17 protein-coding genes are annotated in these 15,999 nt (G+C 63.6%); all 17 read right to left on the reverse strand.

Going from position 1 to position 15,999, the window contains the following annotated elements; translation table 11 throughout:
- Position 1 precedes the first annotated feature (1 nt).
- Entirely contained in the window at positions 2 to 1,000 is a 999-nt protein-coding gene (mreB, locus tag AC3LB0_RS01755; RefSeq protein WP_488649451.1) for a rod shape-determining protein MreB, read from the reverse strand.
- The gene (gene murA, locus AC3LB0_RS01760) at positions 997 to 2,355 is read right to left on the reverse strand and encodes a UDP-N-acetylglucosamine 1-carboxyvinyltransferase (protein WP_488649452.1); all 1,359 of its coding nucleotides are present in this window, start codon (positions 2,353 to 2,355) and stop codon (positions 997 to 999) included. Before murA ends, mreB begins: the two co-directional genes overlap by 4 nt.
- An 81-nt stretch (positions 2,356 to 2,436) precedes the next feature.
- Positions 2,437 to 2,853 carry an ATP synthase F1 subunit epsilon gene (atpC, locus tag AC3LB0_RS01765; protein WP_488649453.1) on the reverse strand — a complete coding sequence of 139 codons (417 nt, stop codon included), beginning with the start codon at positions 2,851 to 2,853 and terminating at the stop codon, positions 2,437 to 2,439.
- Between the two features lie 14 nt (positions 2,854 to 2,867).
- Complete coding sequence (atpD, locus tag AC3LB0_RS01770) at positions 2,868 to 4,286, reverse strand: F0F1 ATP synthase subunit beta (protein WP_488649454.1); 1,419 nt, start codon at positions 4,284 to 4,286, stop codon at positions 2,868 to 2,870.
- 22 nt (positions 4,287 to 4,308) lie between these two features.
- The gene (atpG, locus tag AC3LB0_RS01775) at positions 4,309 to 5,163 is read right to left on the reverse strand and encodes an ATP synthase F1 subunit gamma (RefSeq protein WP_488649455.1); all 855 of its coding nucleotides are present in this window, start codon (positions 5,161 to 5,163) and stop codon (positions 4,309 to 4,311) included.
- A 27-nt stretch (positions 5,164 to 5,190) separates the two neighbouring features.
- Entirely contained in the window at positions 5,191 to 6,723 is a 1,533-nt protein-coding gene (gene atpA, locus AC3LB0_RS01780) for a F0F1 ATP synthase subunit alpha (protein WP_488649456.1), read from the reverse strand.
- Between the two features lie 39 nt (positions 6,724 to 6,762).
- Positions 6,763 to 7,308 carry an ATP synthase F1 subunit delta gene (atpH, locus tag AC3LB0_RS01785; RefSeq protein WP_488649457.1) on the reverse strand — a complete coding sequence of 182 codons (546 nt, stop codon included), beginning with the start codon at positions 7,306 to 7,308 and terminating at the stop codon, positions 6,763 to 6,765.
- A gap of 2 nt (positions 7,309 to 7,310) precedes the next feature.
- On the reverse strand, positions 7,311 to 7,883 hold the full coding sequence (atpF, locus tag AC3LB0_RS01790) for a F0F1 ATP synthase subunit B (RefSeq protein ID WP_488649458.1): 573 nt from the start codon (positions 7,881 to 7,883) through the stop codon (positions 7,311 to 7,313).
- 15 nt (positions 7,884 to 7,898) lie between these two features.
- Positions 7,899 to 8,108 (reverse strand): ATP synthase F0 subunit C, encoded by a 210-nt coding sequence (locus AC3LB0_RS01795; protein ID WP_488649459.1) that lies wholly within the window; start codon positions 8,106 to 8,108, stop codon positions 7,899 to 7,901.
- A gap of 70 nt (positions 8,109 to 8,178) precedes the next feature.
- On the reverse strand, positions 8,179 to 9,135 hold the full coding sequence (gene atpB / locus AC3LB0_RS01800; RefSeq protein ID WP_488649460.1) for a F0F1 ATP synthase subunit A: 957 nt from the start codon (positions 9,133 to 9,135) through the stop codon (positions 8,179 to 8,181).
- Positions 9,132 to 9,527, reverse strand: a complete 396-nt coding sequence (locus AC3LB0_RS01805) for an AtpZ/AtpI family protein (RefSeq protein WP_488649461.1) — start codon at positions 9,525 to 9,527, stop codon at positions 9,132 to 9,134. Before AC3LB0_RS01805 ends, atpB begins: the two co-directional genes overlap by 4 nt.
- On the reverse strand, positions 9,524 to 10,564 hold the full coding sequence (locus tag AC3LB0_RS01810) for a glycosyltransferase family 4 protein (protein WP_488649462.1): 1,041 nt from the start codon (positions 10,562 to 10,564) through the stop codon (positions 9,524 to 9,526). The genes AC3LB0_RS01805 and AC3LB0_RS01810 overlap by 4 nt, the downstream gene beginning before the upstream one ends.
- Entirely contained in the window at positions 10,564 to 11,838 is a 1,275-nt protein-coding gene (locus tag AC3LB0_RS01815; protein WP_488649725.1) for a serine hydroxymethyltransferase, read from the reverse strand. Before AC3LB0_RS01815 ends, AC3LB0_RS01810 begins: the two co-directional genes overlap by 1 nt.
- 69 nt (positions 11,839 to 11,907) lie before the next feature.
- Complete coding sequence (locus tag AC3LB0_RS01820; protein WP_488649463.1) at positions 11,908 to 12,774, reverse strand: Cof-type HAD-IIB family hydrolase; 867 nt, start codon at positions 12,772 to 12,774, stop codon at positions 11,908 to 11,910.
- A gap of 6 nt (positions 12,775 to 12,780) precedes the next feature.
- On the reverse strand, positions 12,781 to 13,881 hold the full coding sequence (locus AC3LB0_RS01825) for a N5-glutamine methyltransferase family protein (RefSeq protein ID WP_488649464.1): 1,101 nt from the start codon (positions 13,879 to 13,881) through the stop codon (positions 12,781 to 12,783).
- Positions 13,881 to 14,963, reverse strand: a complete 1,083-nt coding sequence (gene prfA, locus AC3LB0_RS01830; RefSeq protein ID WP_488649465.1) for a peptide chain release factor 1 — start codon at positions 14,961 to 14,963, stop codon at positions 13,881 to 13,883. Before prfA ends, AC3LB0_RS01825 begins: the two co-directional genes overlap by 1 nt.
- Positions 14,963 to 15,997: a DUF1385 domain-containing protein gene (locus AC3LB0_RS01835; RefSeq protein WP_488649466.1), complete on the reverse strand. Its 1,035-nt coding sequence runs from the start codon at positions 15,995 to 15,997 to the stop codon at positions 14,963 to 14,965. The genes prfA and AC3LB0_RS01835 overlap by 1 nt, the downstream gene beginning before the upstream one ends.
- Positions 15,998 to 15,999: the final 2 nt, after the last annotated feature.

Consider the following 15,999-nt stretch of genomic DNA (forward strand, 5'->3'; position numbering starts at 1 on the left):
ATTAGGCCGCGCTGGTCATGGACTTCGCGAACTGGTCGAAGTGTTCGAGCGCGATGCCCGTCCCCTTCGCAACGCAGCTCAGCGGGTCCGGAGCGATGTGTGAGGCGACACCGGTGACGGTGGTGATGAGGCGGTCAATGTTGCGGAGCAGCGCGCCGCCGCCAGAGATCACGATTCCCTTGTCGATGATGTCGGCGCTTAGTTCTGGCGGTGTCTGCTCCAGCACGGCGCGAATAGCGTCAGTAAGGTTTCGCAGCGGCACCTCAAGCGCCTCGGTGATTTCGGTCGAGGTGATCTTCACTTCGCGTGGCAGGCCTGCGATCATGTCGCGACCCCTCACGCTCGTCGTCAACTCCTCCTCAAGTGGGAGGGCGCTGCCGATCTCAATCTTCACCTGCTCGGCGGTTCGATCGCCGATCATCAGGTTGTACTTGCGGCGAATGTAGAGCGCGATCGCTTCGTCGAAGCGGTTACCGCCAACACGATGCGACTTGCTCACCACAATCTCGGACAGTGAGATCACGGCAATTTCAGCGGTGCCTCCGCCAATATTGACGATCATGTTCCCCGACGGGCCGCTGATCGGCAGCTCTGCGCCGATCGCTGCCGCCATCGGCTCTTCAATGAGGAACGCCTTCCCTGCACCGGCCTGACGCGCAGCGTCGAGCACGTAGCGCTTCTCTACCGACGTTGAGCCGGCTGGAACGCTCACGAGGACGTCTGGTCGGCCGAACGAGAATCGTCCGGCGGTGCCCTTCTTGATGAAGTAACGGAGCATCGCCTCGGTAACGACGTAGTCGGCAATCACACCATCGCGCAGTGGTCGAATAGCGGTGATGGAGCCAGGGGTGCGTCCGAGCATCTCTTTTGCCTCATTGCCAACGGCCACAATCTGATCGCGATCGTTGATGGCAACAACGCTCGGCTCACGAACGGTAATGCCGCTCCCCTGTACGAAGACGAGAATGTTTGCGGTTCCTAGGTCGATGCCAATCTTCATCCCGCCACTCCCTCTTCGCTAACGTGGGTGAGCTCCGCGCCGAGGCCTCGGAACTTCTCCTCAATGTTCGCATAGCCGCGGCGCACGTGGTGCGCGCCGTGAATGCGGCTCGCCCCTGGTGCGGCCAGAGCGGCGAGCATCAGTGTGGCACCTGCGCGTAGATCTGGAATCTCCGCCTCAGCGGCGCGGAACGTGGTTGGGCCCGTGACGTGCGCGGTGCGCGGATCAACGATCTCCACCTGTGCGCCAAAGCCGCGAAGTCCAACGAGCCACTCAAGTCGGTCTTCAAAGATCGTCTCTTCAATGGTGCTCGTACCAGCGGCGCGCGTCAGCATCAACCCTGCAGATGGCTGCAGGTCGGTGGCGAGCCCAGGGAACGGCTGCGTGCGAATGTTGGTGGGCTTGTATGCGCCACCGGCAGGGAGCCCTGTTACGCGCAAGCTCTTGCGCGTTGCATCAACTGGATCGGGCTCAATCGCATGATCAACACCGAGTTCGCCGAGCAGATCGATAAAGGCCTTCATGTGCGTTGGCTCAACGCCATCAATATTGATCGTGCCGCCCACAACCGCGGCGGCGGCGGCGAATGTTCCCGCCTCAATACGGTCAGGCATGATGTGATGGCTCGCACCGTGCAGCCCGTCGACACCCTGAATCTCAATGCGGTCGGGCTTGGTTCGTGCGACCTGCGCGCCCATCGCGTTCAGCAGCACGATCAGGTCATCAACTTCGGGCTCCTGCGCCGCCGGTGTAATGACGGTGGTCCCCTTCGCAAGGACGGCGGCGAGGATCGCGTTCTCGGTGCCCATCACGGTGATCTGCGGGAAGGTGATGGTTGCCCCCTTAAGACGGCCGTTGCTCTTCGCAAAGTAGTAGCCGTCGCGATAGTCGATCTCGGCGCCGAGGGCGCGCATGGCGTCAACGTGCAGATTCACGGGGCGACGACCGATGCGATCGCCACCCGGGTTGCTAATGATCACGCGGCCAAAGCGAGCCAAGAGCGGGCCAAGGAGCATGAAGCTGGCGCGCATCTTCGCCGCCGCCTCAAGCGGCACAAAGAGCCATTCGGCGTTGGCTGCCTGCAGGCTCATCGTCTCGGGGGTTGGTCGCTCGATGGTCACGCCGATGTCGCGCAGGGTGTCAGCAAGCACATCAATGTCGAGGATTCCTGGGATGTTCTCGAGGTTCACGCGCTCGCCGGTCAGCACTGCGGCAGCCATCACCTTCAGGGCGGCGTTCTTGGCGCCGCTCACCCGCACGCGGCCAGCCAGGGGTTGCCCGCCTTGAATGCGGAACTCCTCCTTCGCCAGGGGGATCGGACGGTACTCCCACGAGAACGGCTTCACGGCGGTCATGGGCGGATTCTCGCCGTTTGCAGCAGAAGCGTCCAACAGCGGCTCACTTTCTTTGGCCACCCGCACGGGCGGCGGCGTGCGCTAGCGCTTGCGGCGGCGCTCGGCGACGCGAAGGTGCAGGAGCGCTCGGCTCAGCGAGGCTCGGGCGGTAGCGAGTGAGGCGGGATCCTGCGTACCGGCACCGGAGATCGCCGCTTCCGCGGCAGTCTTCGCCTTCTCAATGGCGGCAGTGTCGAGCTCCCCCGACAGGTCGGCCGACTCAGCAAGGACCACCACGCGATCGGGTCGCACCTGCACGAAACCACCAATGATGGCGATGTACTCAATCGATCCGTCGAGTGCGGTGATGCGCCCTTCGCCTGCGCCAAGAACGGTCACATACGGCTCGTGCTTCGGCAGGATGCCGACCTCGCCATCAATTGTTGGTAAGACCAACGCGGAGGCCTCGCCCCTCCAGGCGAGGCGCTCCGGCGTCACGATCTCCAACGTAAATGGCATATCGGTTCGAACCCTTACTTGTTCAGTGCGACGGCGTTCGCCCGAACGTCATCGAGAGTTCCTGCAAGGAAGAACGCCTGCTCTGGCAGGTCGTCGGCCTTCCCTTCGAGGATCTCGCGGAACGAGGCGATCGTGTCGGCGATCTTCACGAACTTGCCGGGACGGCCCGTGAATACCTCGGCCACGAAGAACGGCTGGCTCATGAAACGCTGCAACTTGCGGGCACGGTTCACCAGCAGCCTGTCGTCAGGCGAAAGTTCGTCCTGGCCAAGGATGGCGATGATGTCCTGCAGGTCGCGGTAGCGCTGCAGCACTCGCTGCACCTCTCGCGCCGTCTCGTAGTGGTTCACACCAACCACGAGCGGATCGAGCACGCGCGACGTCGACGTCAACGGATCCACCGCCGGGTAGATACCGAGCTCGGTGATCGATCGCTCAAGGCGAATCGTCGAGTCAAGGTGTCCGAAGGTGGTTGCTGGCGCTGGGTCGGTGTAGTCGTCTGCTGGCACGTACACGGCCTGCAGCGAGGTAATCGAACCCTTCTTCGTCGACGTAATGCGCTCCTGGAGCGCCGCCATCTCCGTTGCCAAGTTCGGCTGATAGCCCACGGCGCTCGGCATACGGCCGAGCAACGCGGAAACCTCAGAGCCCGCCTGGGTGAAGCGGAAGATGTTGTCGATGAAGAGCAGCACGTCGCGCCCTTCCGCATCGCGGAAGTACTCGGCCATCGTTAGGCCCGAGAGTGCGACGCGCAGTCGTGCTCCAGGTGGCTCGTTCATCTGGCCGAACACCATTACGGTCTTGTCGATAACGCCCGAGTCGCGCATTTCGCCGATCAGGTCGTTCCCTTCGCGTGAACGCTCACCGACACCCGCAAACACGGAGTAGCCGGAGTGCTCTTGCGCAACGTTGCGGATCAGCTCCTGAATCACGACGGTCTTGCCGACGCCGGCGCCGCCGAAGATGCCGATCTTGCCGCCCTTCTTGAACGGGCAGACAAGGTCAATAACCTTGATGCCAGTCTCGAAGAGTTCGGTCTCGGTGGTGAGATCTTCGTACGCTGGTGCGGAGCGGTGGATTGGTAGGTACTGATCGACCTTCACGTCGCCAGCCTGGTCGATCGGCTCACCGAGCACGTTGAAGACGCGGCCAAGCGTTCCGGCGCCAACTGGCACCGAGATCGGTGAGCCGAGGTCGGTCGCCTTTGCGCCACGGGCGAGCCCGTCGGTTGTGGTCATGGCAACGGTGCGCACGCGATTGTTGCCGAGATGCTGCTGCACCTCAACAACGAGCGAACCGTCGGTTCGATCAATGCGTACGGCGTTGTAAATCGCTGGCAGCTCGCGTGCGGCGAACTCAATGTCAACGACCGGTCCCGTAATCGAAACTACGGTTCCTACGGCTCCTGCCTTTGCTGCGGTTGCGTTCGCCATCACTCCTCCTGCCTTTCTATGTTCAGTTCGCGCTTGCGCCTGAAGCAATTTCGATCATTTCGCGCGTAATGTTCGACTGTCGCACCTTGTTGTACGTGAGCGTGAGATCGCTAATGAGGTCGCCTGCGTTCTCCGTTGCGTTCTTCATCGCCACCATGCGGCTCGACTGCTCGCACGCCGTGGTCTCGAGCACGCCCTGGTAGATGCGTGTCGCAACGTAGCGTGGCAGCAGCGCCTCAAGCACCGCCGCCGGGTCGGGCTCAAAGAGGAACTGGTTCCCGGGGATGCCGGCGGTGTCGGCCGACGCCGTGATCGGGAGTAGCTGCACCGCCTCTGGGCGCTGCGTCAGCGTGGAGATGAATGCTGGGTGGATCAGGGTGACGCCCGCCGAGCGACCTGAGAGGAAGTCGCCAACAAGGAGGCTGACGAGGGCGGTGACATCGCCGAAGGTCGGCTTATCGCCATACCCCGGGAAGGCGGCGCTGATCTCGTACCCGCCGCGGGCGAGGGCATCACGCCCCTTCTTGCCGATCGTGATGACCTTGCTCCCTGCGCCGGCCGTCTCGAGCTCCTTCAGGGCGAAGCGAATCAGGTTGCTGTTCAGGGCGCCGGCGAGGCCACGGTCGGTCGTGAAGAGCACGATCGTGCGTGGTGCGCCGCTCTCTGGGCTGCGCAGGAGCGGGTGCCCCTCCTCGCCCAGCACTGAGGCGAGGTCGGCGATGACCTCGTCGATCGAGTGCCCATACGGGCGGCTCGCCAGCGTGGCGTCTTGGGCGCGCTTCAACTTTGAGGCGGCAACGAACTGCATGGCGCGGGTGATCTGGCGAATGTTCTTCACCGATCCGATTCGTCGCCGAATCTCGCGCTGGCTTGGCATGCTCTCCTCGCCGCTCGCCCCTCGCCGTTAGGCGAGGAACCCCTTTCGGAATGCGTCAACGGCCTCATCGAGACCCTTCGCCGTATCGTCAGAGATCGCGTTCTCCTTAGCGATGCTCGTCAGGATCGTGGTGCGCTCGCGCTCAAGGAAGGTGCCGAAGCCTGTCTCAAACTCACCAACGCGCGGCGTTGGTACGTCGTCGAGCTTCCCCTTCGATGCCACATACAGAATCGCAACCTGTCGCTCCATCGAGACCGGCTGGTACTGCGGCTGGCGCATGATCGACGAGAGCTTCTCGCCGCGCGTCAGCTGGTCGCGGGTCGACTTGTCGAGGTCGCCCGAGAACTGTGCGAAGGCCGCAAGCTCGCGGTACTGCGCAAGGTCGAGCTTCAACGGACCGGCAACCTTCTTCATCGCCTTCGTCTGCGCGGCGGAACCCACGCGCGATACGGAGATACCAACGTTCACCGCTGGTCGCTGACCGGCGTTGAAGAGGTCGGTCTCCAAGAAGATCTGGCCGTCGGTGATCGAGATGACGTTCGTCGGAATGTAGGCCGACACGTCGCCCGCCTGCGTCTCAATGATCGGCAGCGCCGTCAGTGAGCCACCGCCGAGATCGTCGGAGAGTCGCGCTGCGCGCTCCAACAGACGGCTGTGCAGATAGAAGACGTCGCCTGGGTAGGCTTCGCGTCCTGGTGGTCGGCGCAAGAGGAGCGCCATCTCGCGATAGGCAACCGCGTGCTTCGAAAGGTCGTCGTAGACGCAGAGTGCATCGCGTACGAGCACGCCGTCGATCGTGACGCCGTTCTCCATGATCTCTTCGCCAATCGCGCAACCGGCGAATGGTGCGAGGTACTGGAGCGGTGCTGGATCTTCGGCGCCGGCGACCACCACCACGGTGTGCGCCATGGCGCCCTGCTTCTCGAGCTGCGCAACAACGGTGCGCACGGTCGAGAGCTTCTGGCCGATCGCGACGTAGATGCAGATGAGGCCCTTCCCCTTCTGGTTGATGATCGTGTCGACAGCAACGGCGGTCTTGCCGGTCTGGCGGTCGCCAATGATCAACTCTCGCTGACCGCGGCCGATTGGAATCAGTGCGTCAACGGCCTTGATGCCGGTCTGCACTGGCGTCGTTACCGACTTACGACTAATAACGCCCGGAGCGATGCGCTCAACTGGGCGCGACTTCTTCGCGTTGATTGGGCCCTTGCCGTCGAGCGGTCGACCGAGTGGGTCAACAACACGTCCGATCAGCTCGGGGCCGACTGGCACCTCAACAACCCTGCCGGTCGTCTTAACCGTGTCGCCTTCCTTAATGGACTTCGCGTCGCCAAGGAGCACGGCGCCGACCGTCTCTTCACCAAGGTTCAAGGCCATGCCGGCAACGCCGTTTGGGAACTCCAGAAGTTCAGACGAGAGCGCGCCTGAAAGTCCGTAGACCTGTGCAATGCCATCGCCCACCTCAACAACGGTGCCGACGGTGCGCGACTCGGCGCTCCCATCAAACCCTTCGATCTGGGCCTTCAGAATGCTGATGATCTCGTCGGATCGAATTGCCATGATCTTCTCGCTCCTCGCTGCTCTACGCGCTCTGCCGGTTCAGCCGGCGACCGAGAGGATCCGCTCACGCATTCGCGAGAGCCGCCCCTTAACGCTGCCATCAACAAGTCGATCGCCGACTCGGAGCGTTGCTCCGCCGACGAGGCTTGCATCTACTTCGTACGACATCTGAACTGCATGGCCCGCCATCGTGGCGGCCTCGGTTTCGAATCGTGTGCGCTCTGCAGGGCTCGCCTCAAGGGCGGTAACCACACGTGCAATGGTGATGCCGTTGCGCGCATTTAGCGCGTCGCGCGTCGCCTCGGCGATTGCCGGGATCGACGCAAGGGTGCGTCGTCGCGCCAACATGCCGACCAACGTGTGAATGTGTGGGCTCACCGTGCCGCCCGCCGCCTTCTCGAGCGCCGCCACACGGCCAGCTGCTGGCGTGCGTGGGTCATCGAGAATCTGGCGTGCGCCTGGTGCCGCAATCACCGCCGCGAGGCGGTCGAGCTCGTCTGCCTGCGATGCTGCTGACGACGCGTCCTTGGCCAGGCCAAGGAGTGCCGCTGCGTAACGTCGTGCAGAGCCGAGCGGTCGATCCACGATCAGTTCCCCTTCTTGGACTGCTCGTCCAAGAACTCGCCCACGAGGGCGCGCTGGCGATCGCCGTCCATTGAGGAGCCGACCACCTTCGTGGCGGCACCAATAGCGAGATCGGCGACCTCACTGCGGATTGCGGCCAGGGCGCTGACGCGCGCCGCCTCAATCTCCTTGGTGGCGTCGGCTCGCATGCGATCCAACTCCGCCTTCAGCGTGGCGACCTGCTCATCGCGAATCTGTGCCGCAGCCTTATCGGCGTTTGCACGGATCTCGTTCGACTCGCGTCGAGCGTCGGCGAGCGCAACGCCCGCCGCCTCTTCAGCGCGACTCTTGGCGATCGTGGCCTCAGCCGCTTCGCGAAGCCCGCGCTCAATGCGCTCACGTCGCTCGTCGAGCATCTTCGTGATCGGGCCGAGCGCAGCTGCACGCAGCACAATAATGAAGAAGCCAAAGTTCGCCGCTGAGACAAGGATCCAGAAGAGGTTGAAGCTCAGCCCGGCGCCTTCGGCTTCGCCAGCGGCGGCCTCAGCAAACGGGATGGCGCTCAGCGCCCCCTGGATCAGGTCGACTGCCTGCATCGGTGGTCAGTCGCCTTAGAGAACGAGTGAAAGGATGCCGAGTACGATCGCGAGAACGCCGAGGCCTTCTGCGAATGCGGCACCGATGATGAAGACGCCGCGGATTGCACCTGCTGCCTCTGGGTTGCGACCGATTGCGCTAGCGGCTGCCGCAGTGGCAATGCCTACGCCGAGGGCCGGCCCAATTACGCCGAGGGCTGCGATGCCCGCCTGAAGCTGTTCCATGATTCGTACCTCCTACTGTGTCGCCGCCCGGACTCGTGCCGTGCGTCCGACGCTCCGTTACTGCCTGCGGCTAGTGTGCCGCAACTCGCGATTCGGCTCCCGCCGTCGCGCCATCCCCGGCCGCTGCCGGGCTGTGCTCATCGTGCCCCTCCTCGTGATGCCCCTCCATGGCCAGCATGGTGAAGACGAGGACAAGGACGCTGAAGATGATCCCCTGCATGAGGCCCACGAAGAGCTCGAGGCCATACAGGGCAACTGGAATGAAGGCAAGGGTGATCGTGGTCATCACGGTAAGGGCAAGCTCACCGCCGTAGATGTTGCCGAAGAGTCGCATTGCCAGGGTGATCGGCTTCACCAGCTCAAGGAAGAACTCCAACACGCCAACAAAGAGGCCGATAGGGCCGCCCTTGAGGGTGAAGAACTTTCCAAGGTAGCCACCAATGCCGAGCGCACGAACGCCCTGGTAGTGGAAGTAGACGAAGGCGACGAGTGCCAAGCCCACGGTGACATTCACGTCGCTCGTTGGCGCGCGGAACTCATACACTCGACCAACGCCTGGAATCAAGCCTGACCAGTTCGAGACAACAATGAAGAGGAAGCAGGCGAGGAAGAAGGTGATGAAGCGCTTCGCACCTGGGCCGCCGATCCCCATCGCGAATGAGGTGAGGCCCTCGATGGCAAACTCCAACACGTTCTGCGCGCCGCTCGGAATCTCCTTGAGTCGTCGTGCTGCAATCGTCAGCGGAATAATCACGACCGCCATCACGACCCAGCTCATGATGATCGAGCCGGTAATGGATGGGTAGAAGTCAAAGAGCGACGCGGCATGGTTTGGATCGCCGCCGAGATCAATCACCGTGTGGGGAACAATCGGTTCCAGCGACCGCTTGATGACGTCGCCAGGGAAGTTGTTCAGTCCGACGCCGCCAAACATGACAATCGCGAATGCGTCAAGAAGGATTACGCCGACCGCGGCAAGAAGAAGGGTGCGCTTCGTTGAGCTCTTCTTCGCCGAAGCGACGCTCATTCAACCCTACCTTTCAATCGTGCGGCGTCTCGTTCGCGCGCCTCACGTTCTCGTTTCGCTACCTTCGCTGCAACATCAAATGCATCAAGGCGGCGCAACGTTCGCTGCACCAGCCGTGCTGCGGCCACCGCGCCAGCGACGAAGCCTCCGACAAATCCAAGGAGCAGGAAGATCGGTCCGCTGTTGAGCTGACCGTCGATCCAGTGTCCGAGGAGTGCTCCACCGAGATTCGCGATGAGGAGGCTGATACCGATCTGCGAGAAGAGGGCGAGATACGCACCCTTGCCGATGTCGGACGTCAGGCCAACAGCCTTTTCGGGAATCTGCGGCGATTCTAGCGGAGGGTCGCCAAACTCGCGTTCGTTTTTTGGGGCTGGGGTGGGGTTGCTCATGCACGGCGCTCCGCTCGTCGCGAGAGCCAGACGATCGCCCCGCCGAGCACCACGAGGAGCCCGGCAAAGGCGTACAGGGCGGCGCTTGCGGTCAGCACAACCGCCCCAACGGAGAGGAGGAGGGTGACGCCGTAGAGGGCGAGGACTGCCCCACGGTGGCTGAGCCCCGCGTCGATCAGGCGCTGGTGGATGTGGGTCTTGTCGGCACTATATGGGGAGCGCCCGGCCAGGAGCCGCCCCACGATGACGAAGAAGGCATCAATGATGGGCACCCCCAGGATCAGCAGCGCGGCGACGACCTTGGCGGTGCCGAGGAGGGAGAGGACCGCGAGGGCGTAGGCGACCGCCAGGATCCCACTCGTCCCCATATAGATGGAGGCGGGGTAGAAGTTGTGTCGTAGGAAGCCGGCGAGCGCACCCGCCAAGGCGAAGCAGAGGGCGGCGAGGAGGGGGGTCGCCGGGAGGGCGATCACCCCAAGGGTGACCGCAGCGATAAGGGCGATCCCGCCCGAGAGGCCGTCGAGCCCATCGATGAAGTTCATGGCGTTCTGCATGCCGAGAACCCAGAAGAGGGTGAGGGCGAGCCCAATGGCGTCAGGGATCAACAGGTCACCTGCGCCGAATGGATTCGACAGGATTGCGATCCGCACGCCGAACGCGATCGGTACCGCCGCAATCACCAGCTGCCCGGCGAGCTGCCAGCGTGCGCGCAAATCGAAGCGATCGTCGGCAAGGCCGATGACACCGGCGAGTAGGGCGCCGAGGAGCAGCGCGGCAGATCCGGAGGTTGGAAGTGGGGTGCCGCCCGTAAGACCGAGTGGTGCGGCAAGGATCGTCACCGCCGCACCAACCAAGAAGAAGGAGAGTGCAACGGCGAAACCGCCAGCGCGCGGCATCAGGGTTGTGTTGATGCGCCGCTCGTTTGGCGCATCGGCAATGTTTAGAGAGAGGGCAACCTGTCGCGCAACCCTTGTGCCGACCAGTGCGACAAGTGCAGCGAGCAGTGCGATCGCGAGATAGAGCGGAGCGGTCTCCATTAGCTCTCGCGGGCCGCTAGCTCCGCAGCATCGTTACCGGGGACTGGGAATTTCTGGGCGACCTTTACTACCTCGCGACGAATCTGCTCAAGCTTGGTCGCATCCTCGCGCGCGGCGATCGCCTCAACAGACCACTGTGCGATCTGTTCCATCTCGGCGGGCCCCATGCCGCGCGTGGTTGCGGCTGGCGTGCCGTAGCGAACGCCACTTGTCACCATCGGCGAGCGCGTCTCACCTGGAATGCTGTTCTTGTTAATCGTCACGCCTACCGCTTCCAATGCAGCCGTAGCCTCCTTGCCCGTCACGCCAAGCGGTGTCACGTCGCAGAGAATCAGGTGGATGTCGGTGCCGCCAGTGATCACACCGAATCCGCGGGCGGCGAGCGCTGCGGCGAGCGCCTTCGCGTTGTCGAGTGTGCGCTGCATATACGCACGGAATTCCGGCTGCAGCGCCAACTTATACGCAACCGCCTTGGCGGCGATCACGTGCATGAGTGGTCCGCCCTGATTCCCAGGGAAAACTGCCCGGTCAATGGCAGCCGCTTCGTCTGCTCGCGCAAAGATCATGCCGCCGCGCGGTCCACGCAGCGTCTTGTGTGTGGTGGTGGTGACGTAGTCAGCGTGCGGGAATGGACTCGGGTGTAGCCCTGCCGCAACGACTCCTGAGATATGCGCCATGTCGACCATCAGCTTTGCTCCCGCTGCATGTGCGATGGCCGCAAATTTTTCAAAATCGAGTACGCGCGGATACGCCGATGCGCCAGCAATGACGACCTTCGGCTTCGCTTCATCAACGGCGCGCTGTACTGCATCCCAATCTACTAGACCGTCTTCGGCACGAACGCCGTAGAAGGTTGGCTTGAACCACTTCCCTGAAATGTTGACCGATGCACCGTGGGAGAGGTGTCCGCCCTGGTCGAGGCTCATGGCAACGAATGAGTCGCCCGGTGACATTGAGGCGGTGAATGTGGCGATGTTGGCAGAGGCACCAGAGTGCGGCTGCACGTTGACATGCTCGCTGCCAACAAAGAGTTCCAGCGCGCGACTGCGCGCAAGGTTCTCCGCCTCGTCGACGAATTCACAACCGGCGTAGTAGCGCTTCCCTGGGAGACCCTCGGCATACTTGTTGGTGAGGATGGAGCCCTGCGCTTCGCGCACTGCGGCGTAGGTGTAGTTCTCAGAGGCGATCAGCTCAATGTGGTCGCGCTGGCGCACCGCCTCTTTGACAAAGATGGCGTCGAGCTCAGGGTCAACCTTGCGAAGGCTCAGGTTCATCAACGGATCGTGTGCGGCGTTGCTCATGGTCCCCTCCCTCTCCTCTGCCCCAATGCGGGTGCTTGACCCCTATTCTCCCGCTGATCCGAGGATCAGGCGTTCAATCATGCGCGCTACGCCGTCCTCTTCACAGCGGGGTGCCTCATATTGCGCCACGGCCCGCACTGGGCCGGGTGCGCCGGCCATCGCCACCCCGTGCCCGGCGACGTCGAGCATCTCTAGGTCGTTGTACTGGTCGCCGATGGCCATCACCTGCCCAAGGGGGATTTTGAGGCGTCGGGCGAGCCAGCGGAGGGCGGTTCCCTTATTGACCCCAGGGGCGGTGAACTCCAGGTATTCGGGGTGGCTGATGGTCACATCGAGCTCTCCGGCGAAGGTCGCCCGAGCGCGATTTAGTATCCCGTCGACGTGCCCCTCGGGGGCGTGGGCGACCACCTTGGAGAGGTGCAGCTTGCGCTCGGTAAGGTAGCCAATAAGGTCTGGAACCGTGCCGAGGCGTTTCAGGGCATTCCCCTTCAGCCAAACCTCGTACTGGCGCACATGGGGATCTCGAACATCGAAGCGCAGGTCATCGCGAATCACGGCGTGGCCCCAGAGGTTGTTCTCGCGGCACCAGGCGACCGCCTTGGACCCGAGGTGAGCGGGGAAGGGGAAGTGCCGGATCATGCGCCCCGAGCCCGCCTCGCCCTTCGCCGGGATCTCGCGCGCGATCGCCCCCTGCATGCCGATCAGCGGACCGTCGAGACCGATCTGATGCGCATACTCGATGATCGACGGCACGTTGCGCCCCGACGAGATGGTGGCGATCACCCCCTTGGCGCGCGCCGCGCGAATCGCATCAATGGTGCGCTCGGCGATCACGCCGTCGTGTGGCAGCAGCGTGCCATCGAGATCCATAACGAGGAGTCGGATTGGGAACGCAGGTTTCACCGCCATGACGCGTTACCCACTCCGACGAATTTCGGCCATGCGGTCGCGACCCGAGAGGTCGCCGCGAACGGCCACGCGCCAACCGATGCCGAGGCCATCGGCGAGACGCGCAACGTCGTCACCCTGACCGTCACCGAATTCAAGGAGTGCGGCGCCACCTGGGCGCAGCAGGCGCGGCAGCTCGGCGATAAGTCGGCGAATCAGTTCCAGCCCATCACCGCCGCCATCGAGTGCAAGGCGTGGCTCTGCGGCAATGCCGAGGCGCGCCAGGTCGCGCGGCGCCAGGTCGCGAATGCTGGCGGCGGCCTTCGCCGCATCAACATCCGCGGTTGGCACATACGGCAGGTTGGCGATCAGGAGATCGAGGTGCGCTGGATCGCCGGGTGCACGCGCGGCGAGGAGCGGCTCCGCAAGATCGCCCTGCATGAAGGTGATGCGCGACGCAACGCCACAGCGCAACGCATTCGCGCGCGCCACCATCAACGCATCGCCAGAGATGTCGGTGGCGATGAGGCGCAGGGGCACTGGTGATTCGTCGGCGAGCGTCACGGCGAGTGCGCCACTGCCGGTGCCGATCTCGGCGGCGTTGAGTGGATGGGGCGCACGGCCGAGTGCGCGGTCGGCAGCAACGCGGTCGGTGAGGAAGGCGAGTGCCGTCTCAATGATCAGTTCGCTCTCTGGTCGCGGGTCCAGCACGTCCGGCGTGACGAGCAGCTCGAGCCTGCGGAATCCACGACGTCCAGTGAGGTGACTGATCGGTCGACCTGTCGCGCGCTCCTGCACTAGTGCTGCGAGCGCAGATGGCGCGTCGCCGGCAAGTAGCGCGCTGCGCGCGATGCGCAACGCATCGGCGAGTTGTGGATGTTGATCGCTGAGCGGCTCCGGCTCTGGGAGTTCGCTGAGCGCTGGGAGTGGGAGTGGAAACCCTGCAGCAACGGCGGTGCGCAGTGTGGCAACGCGGGTGCCGAGCAGTGCTGCGAGCAACGTCTCGGCATCAAGGCGCGGTGTTGGGCTTCCCGCCGCCTCAAGCTGCAACGTTGCTTCGCGCAGCAGTGCGGGGCCATCGGCCTCGCGCTCTACGACTGGTCGACTGGCGATCTGCTCTTCGCTCATCATTCCGCCAGTCGTGCCGCCTGCTCAGCGGCGGCGAGTGCCTCATGGAATGGGGCGAGGTCGCCGCCGAGAATCCCGGGTACATCAAACTTGTCAAAGCCGATGCGGTGGTCGGTGACGCGATTCTGCGGCCCGTTATACGTACGAATCTTCTCGCTACGATCACCGCTGCCGATCAGCGCCTTGCGCGCCTTGGAGTCGGCGGCGCGCTTGCGCTCCTCTTCGGCGGCGATAATGCGGCTGCGCAGAATCGCCATCCCCTTCTCTTTGTTGCGCAGCTGGCTGCGCTCGTCCTGCATCTCGACCACGATGCCGCTCGGGATGTGCGTGATGCGCACTGCGGAGTCGGTGGTGTTCACCCCTTGTCCGCCGTTCCCCGATGCGCGCTTCACGTCAATGCGAATATCGTTTTCGGGAATCACCAGGTCAACAGCGGTCACCACTGGAAGCACCACAACCGTGGCGGTGCTGGTGTGAATACGCCCCGCTGACTCAGTTGCCGGAACGCGCTGAATGCGGTGCACTCCCGATTCCCACTTAAAGGCGGCCCATGCGCCTTCGCCAGAGACCTCCATCACCCCTTCGCGAATCCCGCCAACGCCGGTTTCGCTGATCACATCAACCTCGCTCTTCCACCCCTGGCGTTCGGCGTAGCGCAGGTAGGCGCGGAAGAGCTCGCCGGCGAAGATGCCAGCCTCGTCGCCACCAGCGCCAGGACGCACCTCAATCAGCAGATCTCGCCCATCGTTTGGATCAGGCTCAAGCAGAAGGCCCGGGAGTCGCTCGAGAACGTCGCGCTCGATCGCCTCGGCCTCGGCACGGTCAGTGGCGGCGAGGTCACGCATCTCTGCGTCTGCCCCCGGATCCGCCTCAAAGGAGCGTGAATCGGTCACGCGCAGCCGGGCGGCGGTGAGGACCTCGCCCGCCTCGGCAAGCGGTGCGGTGCGCGACAACTCGCGGCCAATGCGAGCAAGGGCGGTGTGGTCGGCGAGTACCTCAGGAAGTGTCAGCTGCGCCTCAAGCTCGGCGCGCGCCTTGAGCGCCGCCGCGAGTCGCGCGTTGAGTTGCACCACGTCAGCCATCAGGTCACCTTCAGCGGCTGCAGCGCACGTGATGCTGGTCGCTCTGAGCCGCTCGGCACAACGCCACCCTCCGCTTCGATCGCCGCGGTCAGCGCAACGATCGCAATGTCGTGCATGCCATCGTCAGGTCGTCGCGTGGTGATGCGCTGTACGGCAATCCCTGGTGCTGCCAACGCGCGGGCAATCAGGTTCGTTCGATAGCGACCCAGGAGTCGAAGAATCTCATAGGCGAGACCGGCAACGAGCGGAATCCCTGCAATGCGACTGATCACCGTTGGGATCGGATCGAGTCGACCGACCAGCGAGAAGCTGACGATGCTCACGAGAATGACGACAACAAGGAACTCGGTGCCGCAGCGTGGGTGTGCCGTTGGCCAGCGCGAGAGCGCTTCGCGCGTGAGCGGCTCACCGTTCTCAAGCGCGTGAATCGCGCGATGCTCTGCGCCGTGATAGCGATAGGTGCGATCCACATCGCTGCTGCGTCCGACCGCTGCGAGGTAGCCAAGCAAGATTCCCACCTGCAAGAGTCCGTCAATCGCGCGTTCCACGAGCAGCTCTGTGAAGCCGAGTGCGTGCACAATCGCCGACGCGGCAATCGCTGGGAGCACATTAAAGATCACCACGGCAATTAGAAGCGTGACCGCCAGTGTTGCGATCATTGAGCCGGTGCCGCCGGTTGATCGCTCCTCATCACCCGCCGACACGTCGGCGCTGCGCAGCAGCCATCGGCTGCCGAGTGCGAGTGTCTCCCAGAGAACAACGGCGCCACGCAAGATTGGGATGCGTGTGAAGCGTCGACGAATCGGTCCGGTGGCGATCGGCTCTGACGTCACCGCGATGCCACCATCAACGGTGCGTAGCGCCACGCCAATGTGTGATGGTCCGCGCATCAGAATGCCGTCGATCAGCGCCTGGCCACCATACGCTGCGCCGCTCGTTGGGCGCGCGCTCAGAGATACGGCGTGTAGCCCTCGTGAAACATCTGCGAAGCGGTCCTGCGCGAATCGCGCAGCGACGCCGAGTCGGCGCCGCATAG

Origin of the sequence: Candidatus Limnocylindrus sp. (assembly GCF_040397235.1) — a bacterium.
Classification (GTDB): Bacteria; Chloroflexota; Limnocylindria; order Limnocylindrales; family Limnocylindraceae; genus Limnocylindrus.

Coding starts and splice junctions, on each gene's coding strand:
- mreB (WP_488649451.1), bottom strand. CDS start 1,000: ATGAAGATTGGCATCGACCTAGGAACCGCAAACATTCTCGTCTTCGTA.
- murA (WP_488649452.1), bottom strand. CDS start 2,355: ATGACCGCCGTGAAGCCGTTCTCGTGGGAGTACCGTCCGATCCCCCTG.
- atpC (WP_488649453.1), bottom strand. CDS start 2,853: ATGCCATTTACGTTGGAGATCGTGACGCCGGAGCGCCTCGCCTGGAGG.
- atpD (WP_488649454.1), bottom strand. CDS start 4,286: ATGGCGAACGCAACCGCAGCAAAGGCAGGAGCCGTAGGAACCGTAGTT.
- atpG (WP_488649455.1), bottom strand. CDS start 5,163: ATGCCAAGCCAGCGCGAGATTCGGCGACGAATCGGATCGGTGAAGAAC.
- atpA (WP_488649456.1), bottom strand. CDS start 6,723: ATGGCAATTCGATCCGACGAGATCATCAGCATTCTGAAGGCCCAGATC.
- atpF (WP_488649458.1), bottom strand. CDS start 7,883: ATGCAGGCAGTCGACCTGATCCAGGGGGCGCTGAGCGCCATCCCGTTT.
- AC3LB0_RS01795 (WP_488649459.1), bottom strand. CDS start 8,108: ATGGAACAGCTTCAGGCGGGCATCGCAGCCCTCGGCGTAATTGGGCCG.
- atpB (WP_488649460.1), bottom strand. CDS start 9,135: ATGAGCGTCGCTTCGGCGAAGAAGAGCTCAACGAAGCGCACCCTTCTT.
- AC3LB0_RS01805 (WP_488649461.1), bottom strand. CDS start 9,527: ATGAGCAACCCCACCCCAGCCCCAAAAAACGAACGCGAGTTTGGCGAC.
- AC3LB0_RS01810 (WP_488649462.1), bottom strand. CDS start 10,564: ATGGAGACCGCTCCGCTCTATCTCGCGATCGCACTGCTCGCTGCACTT.
- AC3LB0_RS01815 (WP_488649725.1), bottom strand. CDS start 11,838: ATGAACCTGAGCCTTCGCAAGGTTGACCCTGAGCTCGACGCCATCTTT.
- AC3LB0_RS01820 (WP_488649463.1), bottom strand. CDS start 12,774: ATGGCGGTGAAACCTGCGTTCCCAATCCGACTCCTCGTTATGGATCTC.
- AC3LB0_RS01825 (WP_488649464.1), bottom strand. CDS start 13,881: ATGAGCGAAGAGCAGATCGCCAGTCGACCAGTCGTAGAGCGCGAGGCC.
- prfA (WP_488649465.1), bottom strand. CDS start 14,963: ATGGCTGACGTGGTGCAACTCAACGCGCGACTCGCGGCGGCGCTCAAG.
- AC3LB0_RS01835 (WP_488649466.1), bottom strand. CDS start 15,997: ATGCGGCGCCGACTCGGCGTCGCTGCGCGATTCGCGCAGGACCGCTTC.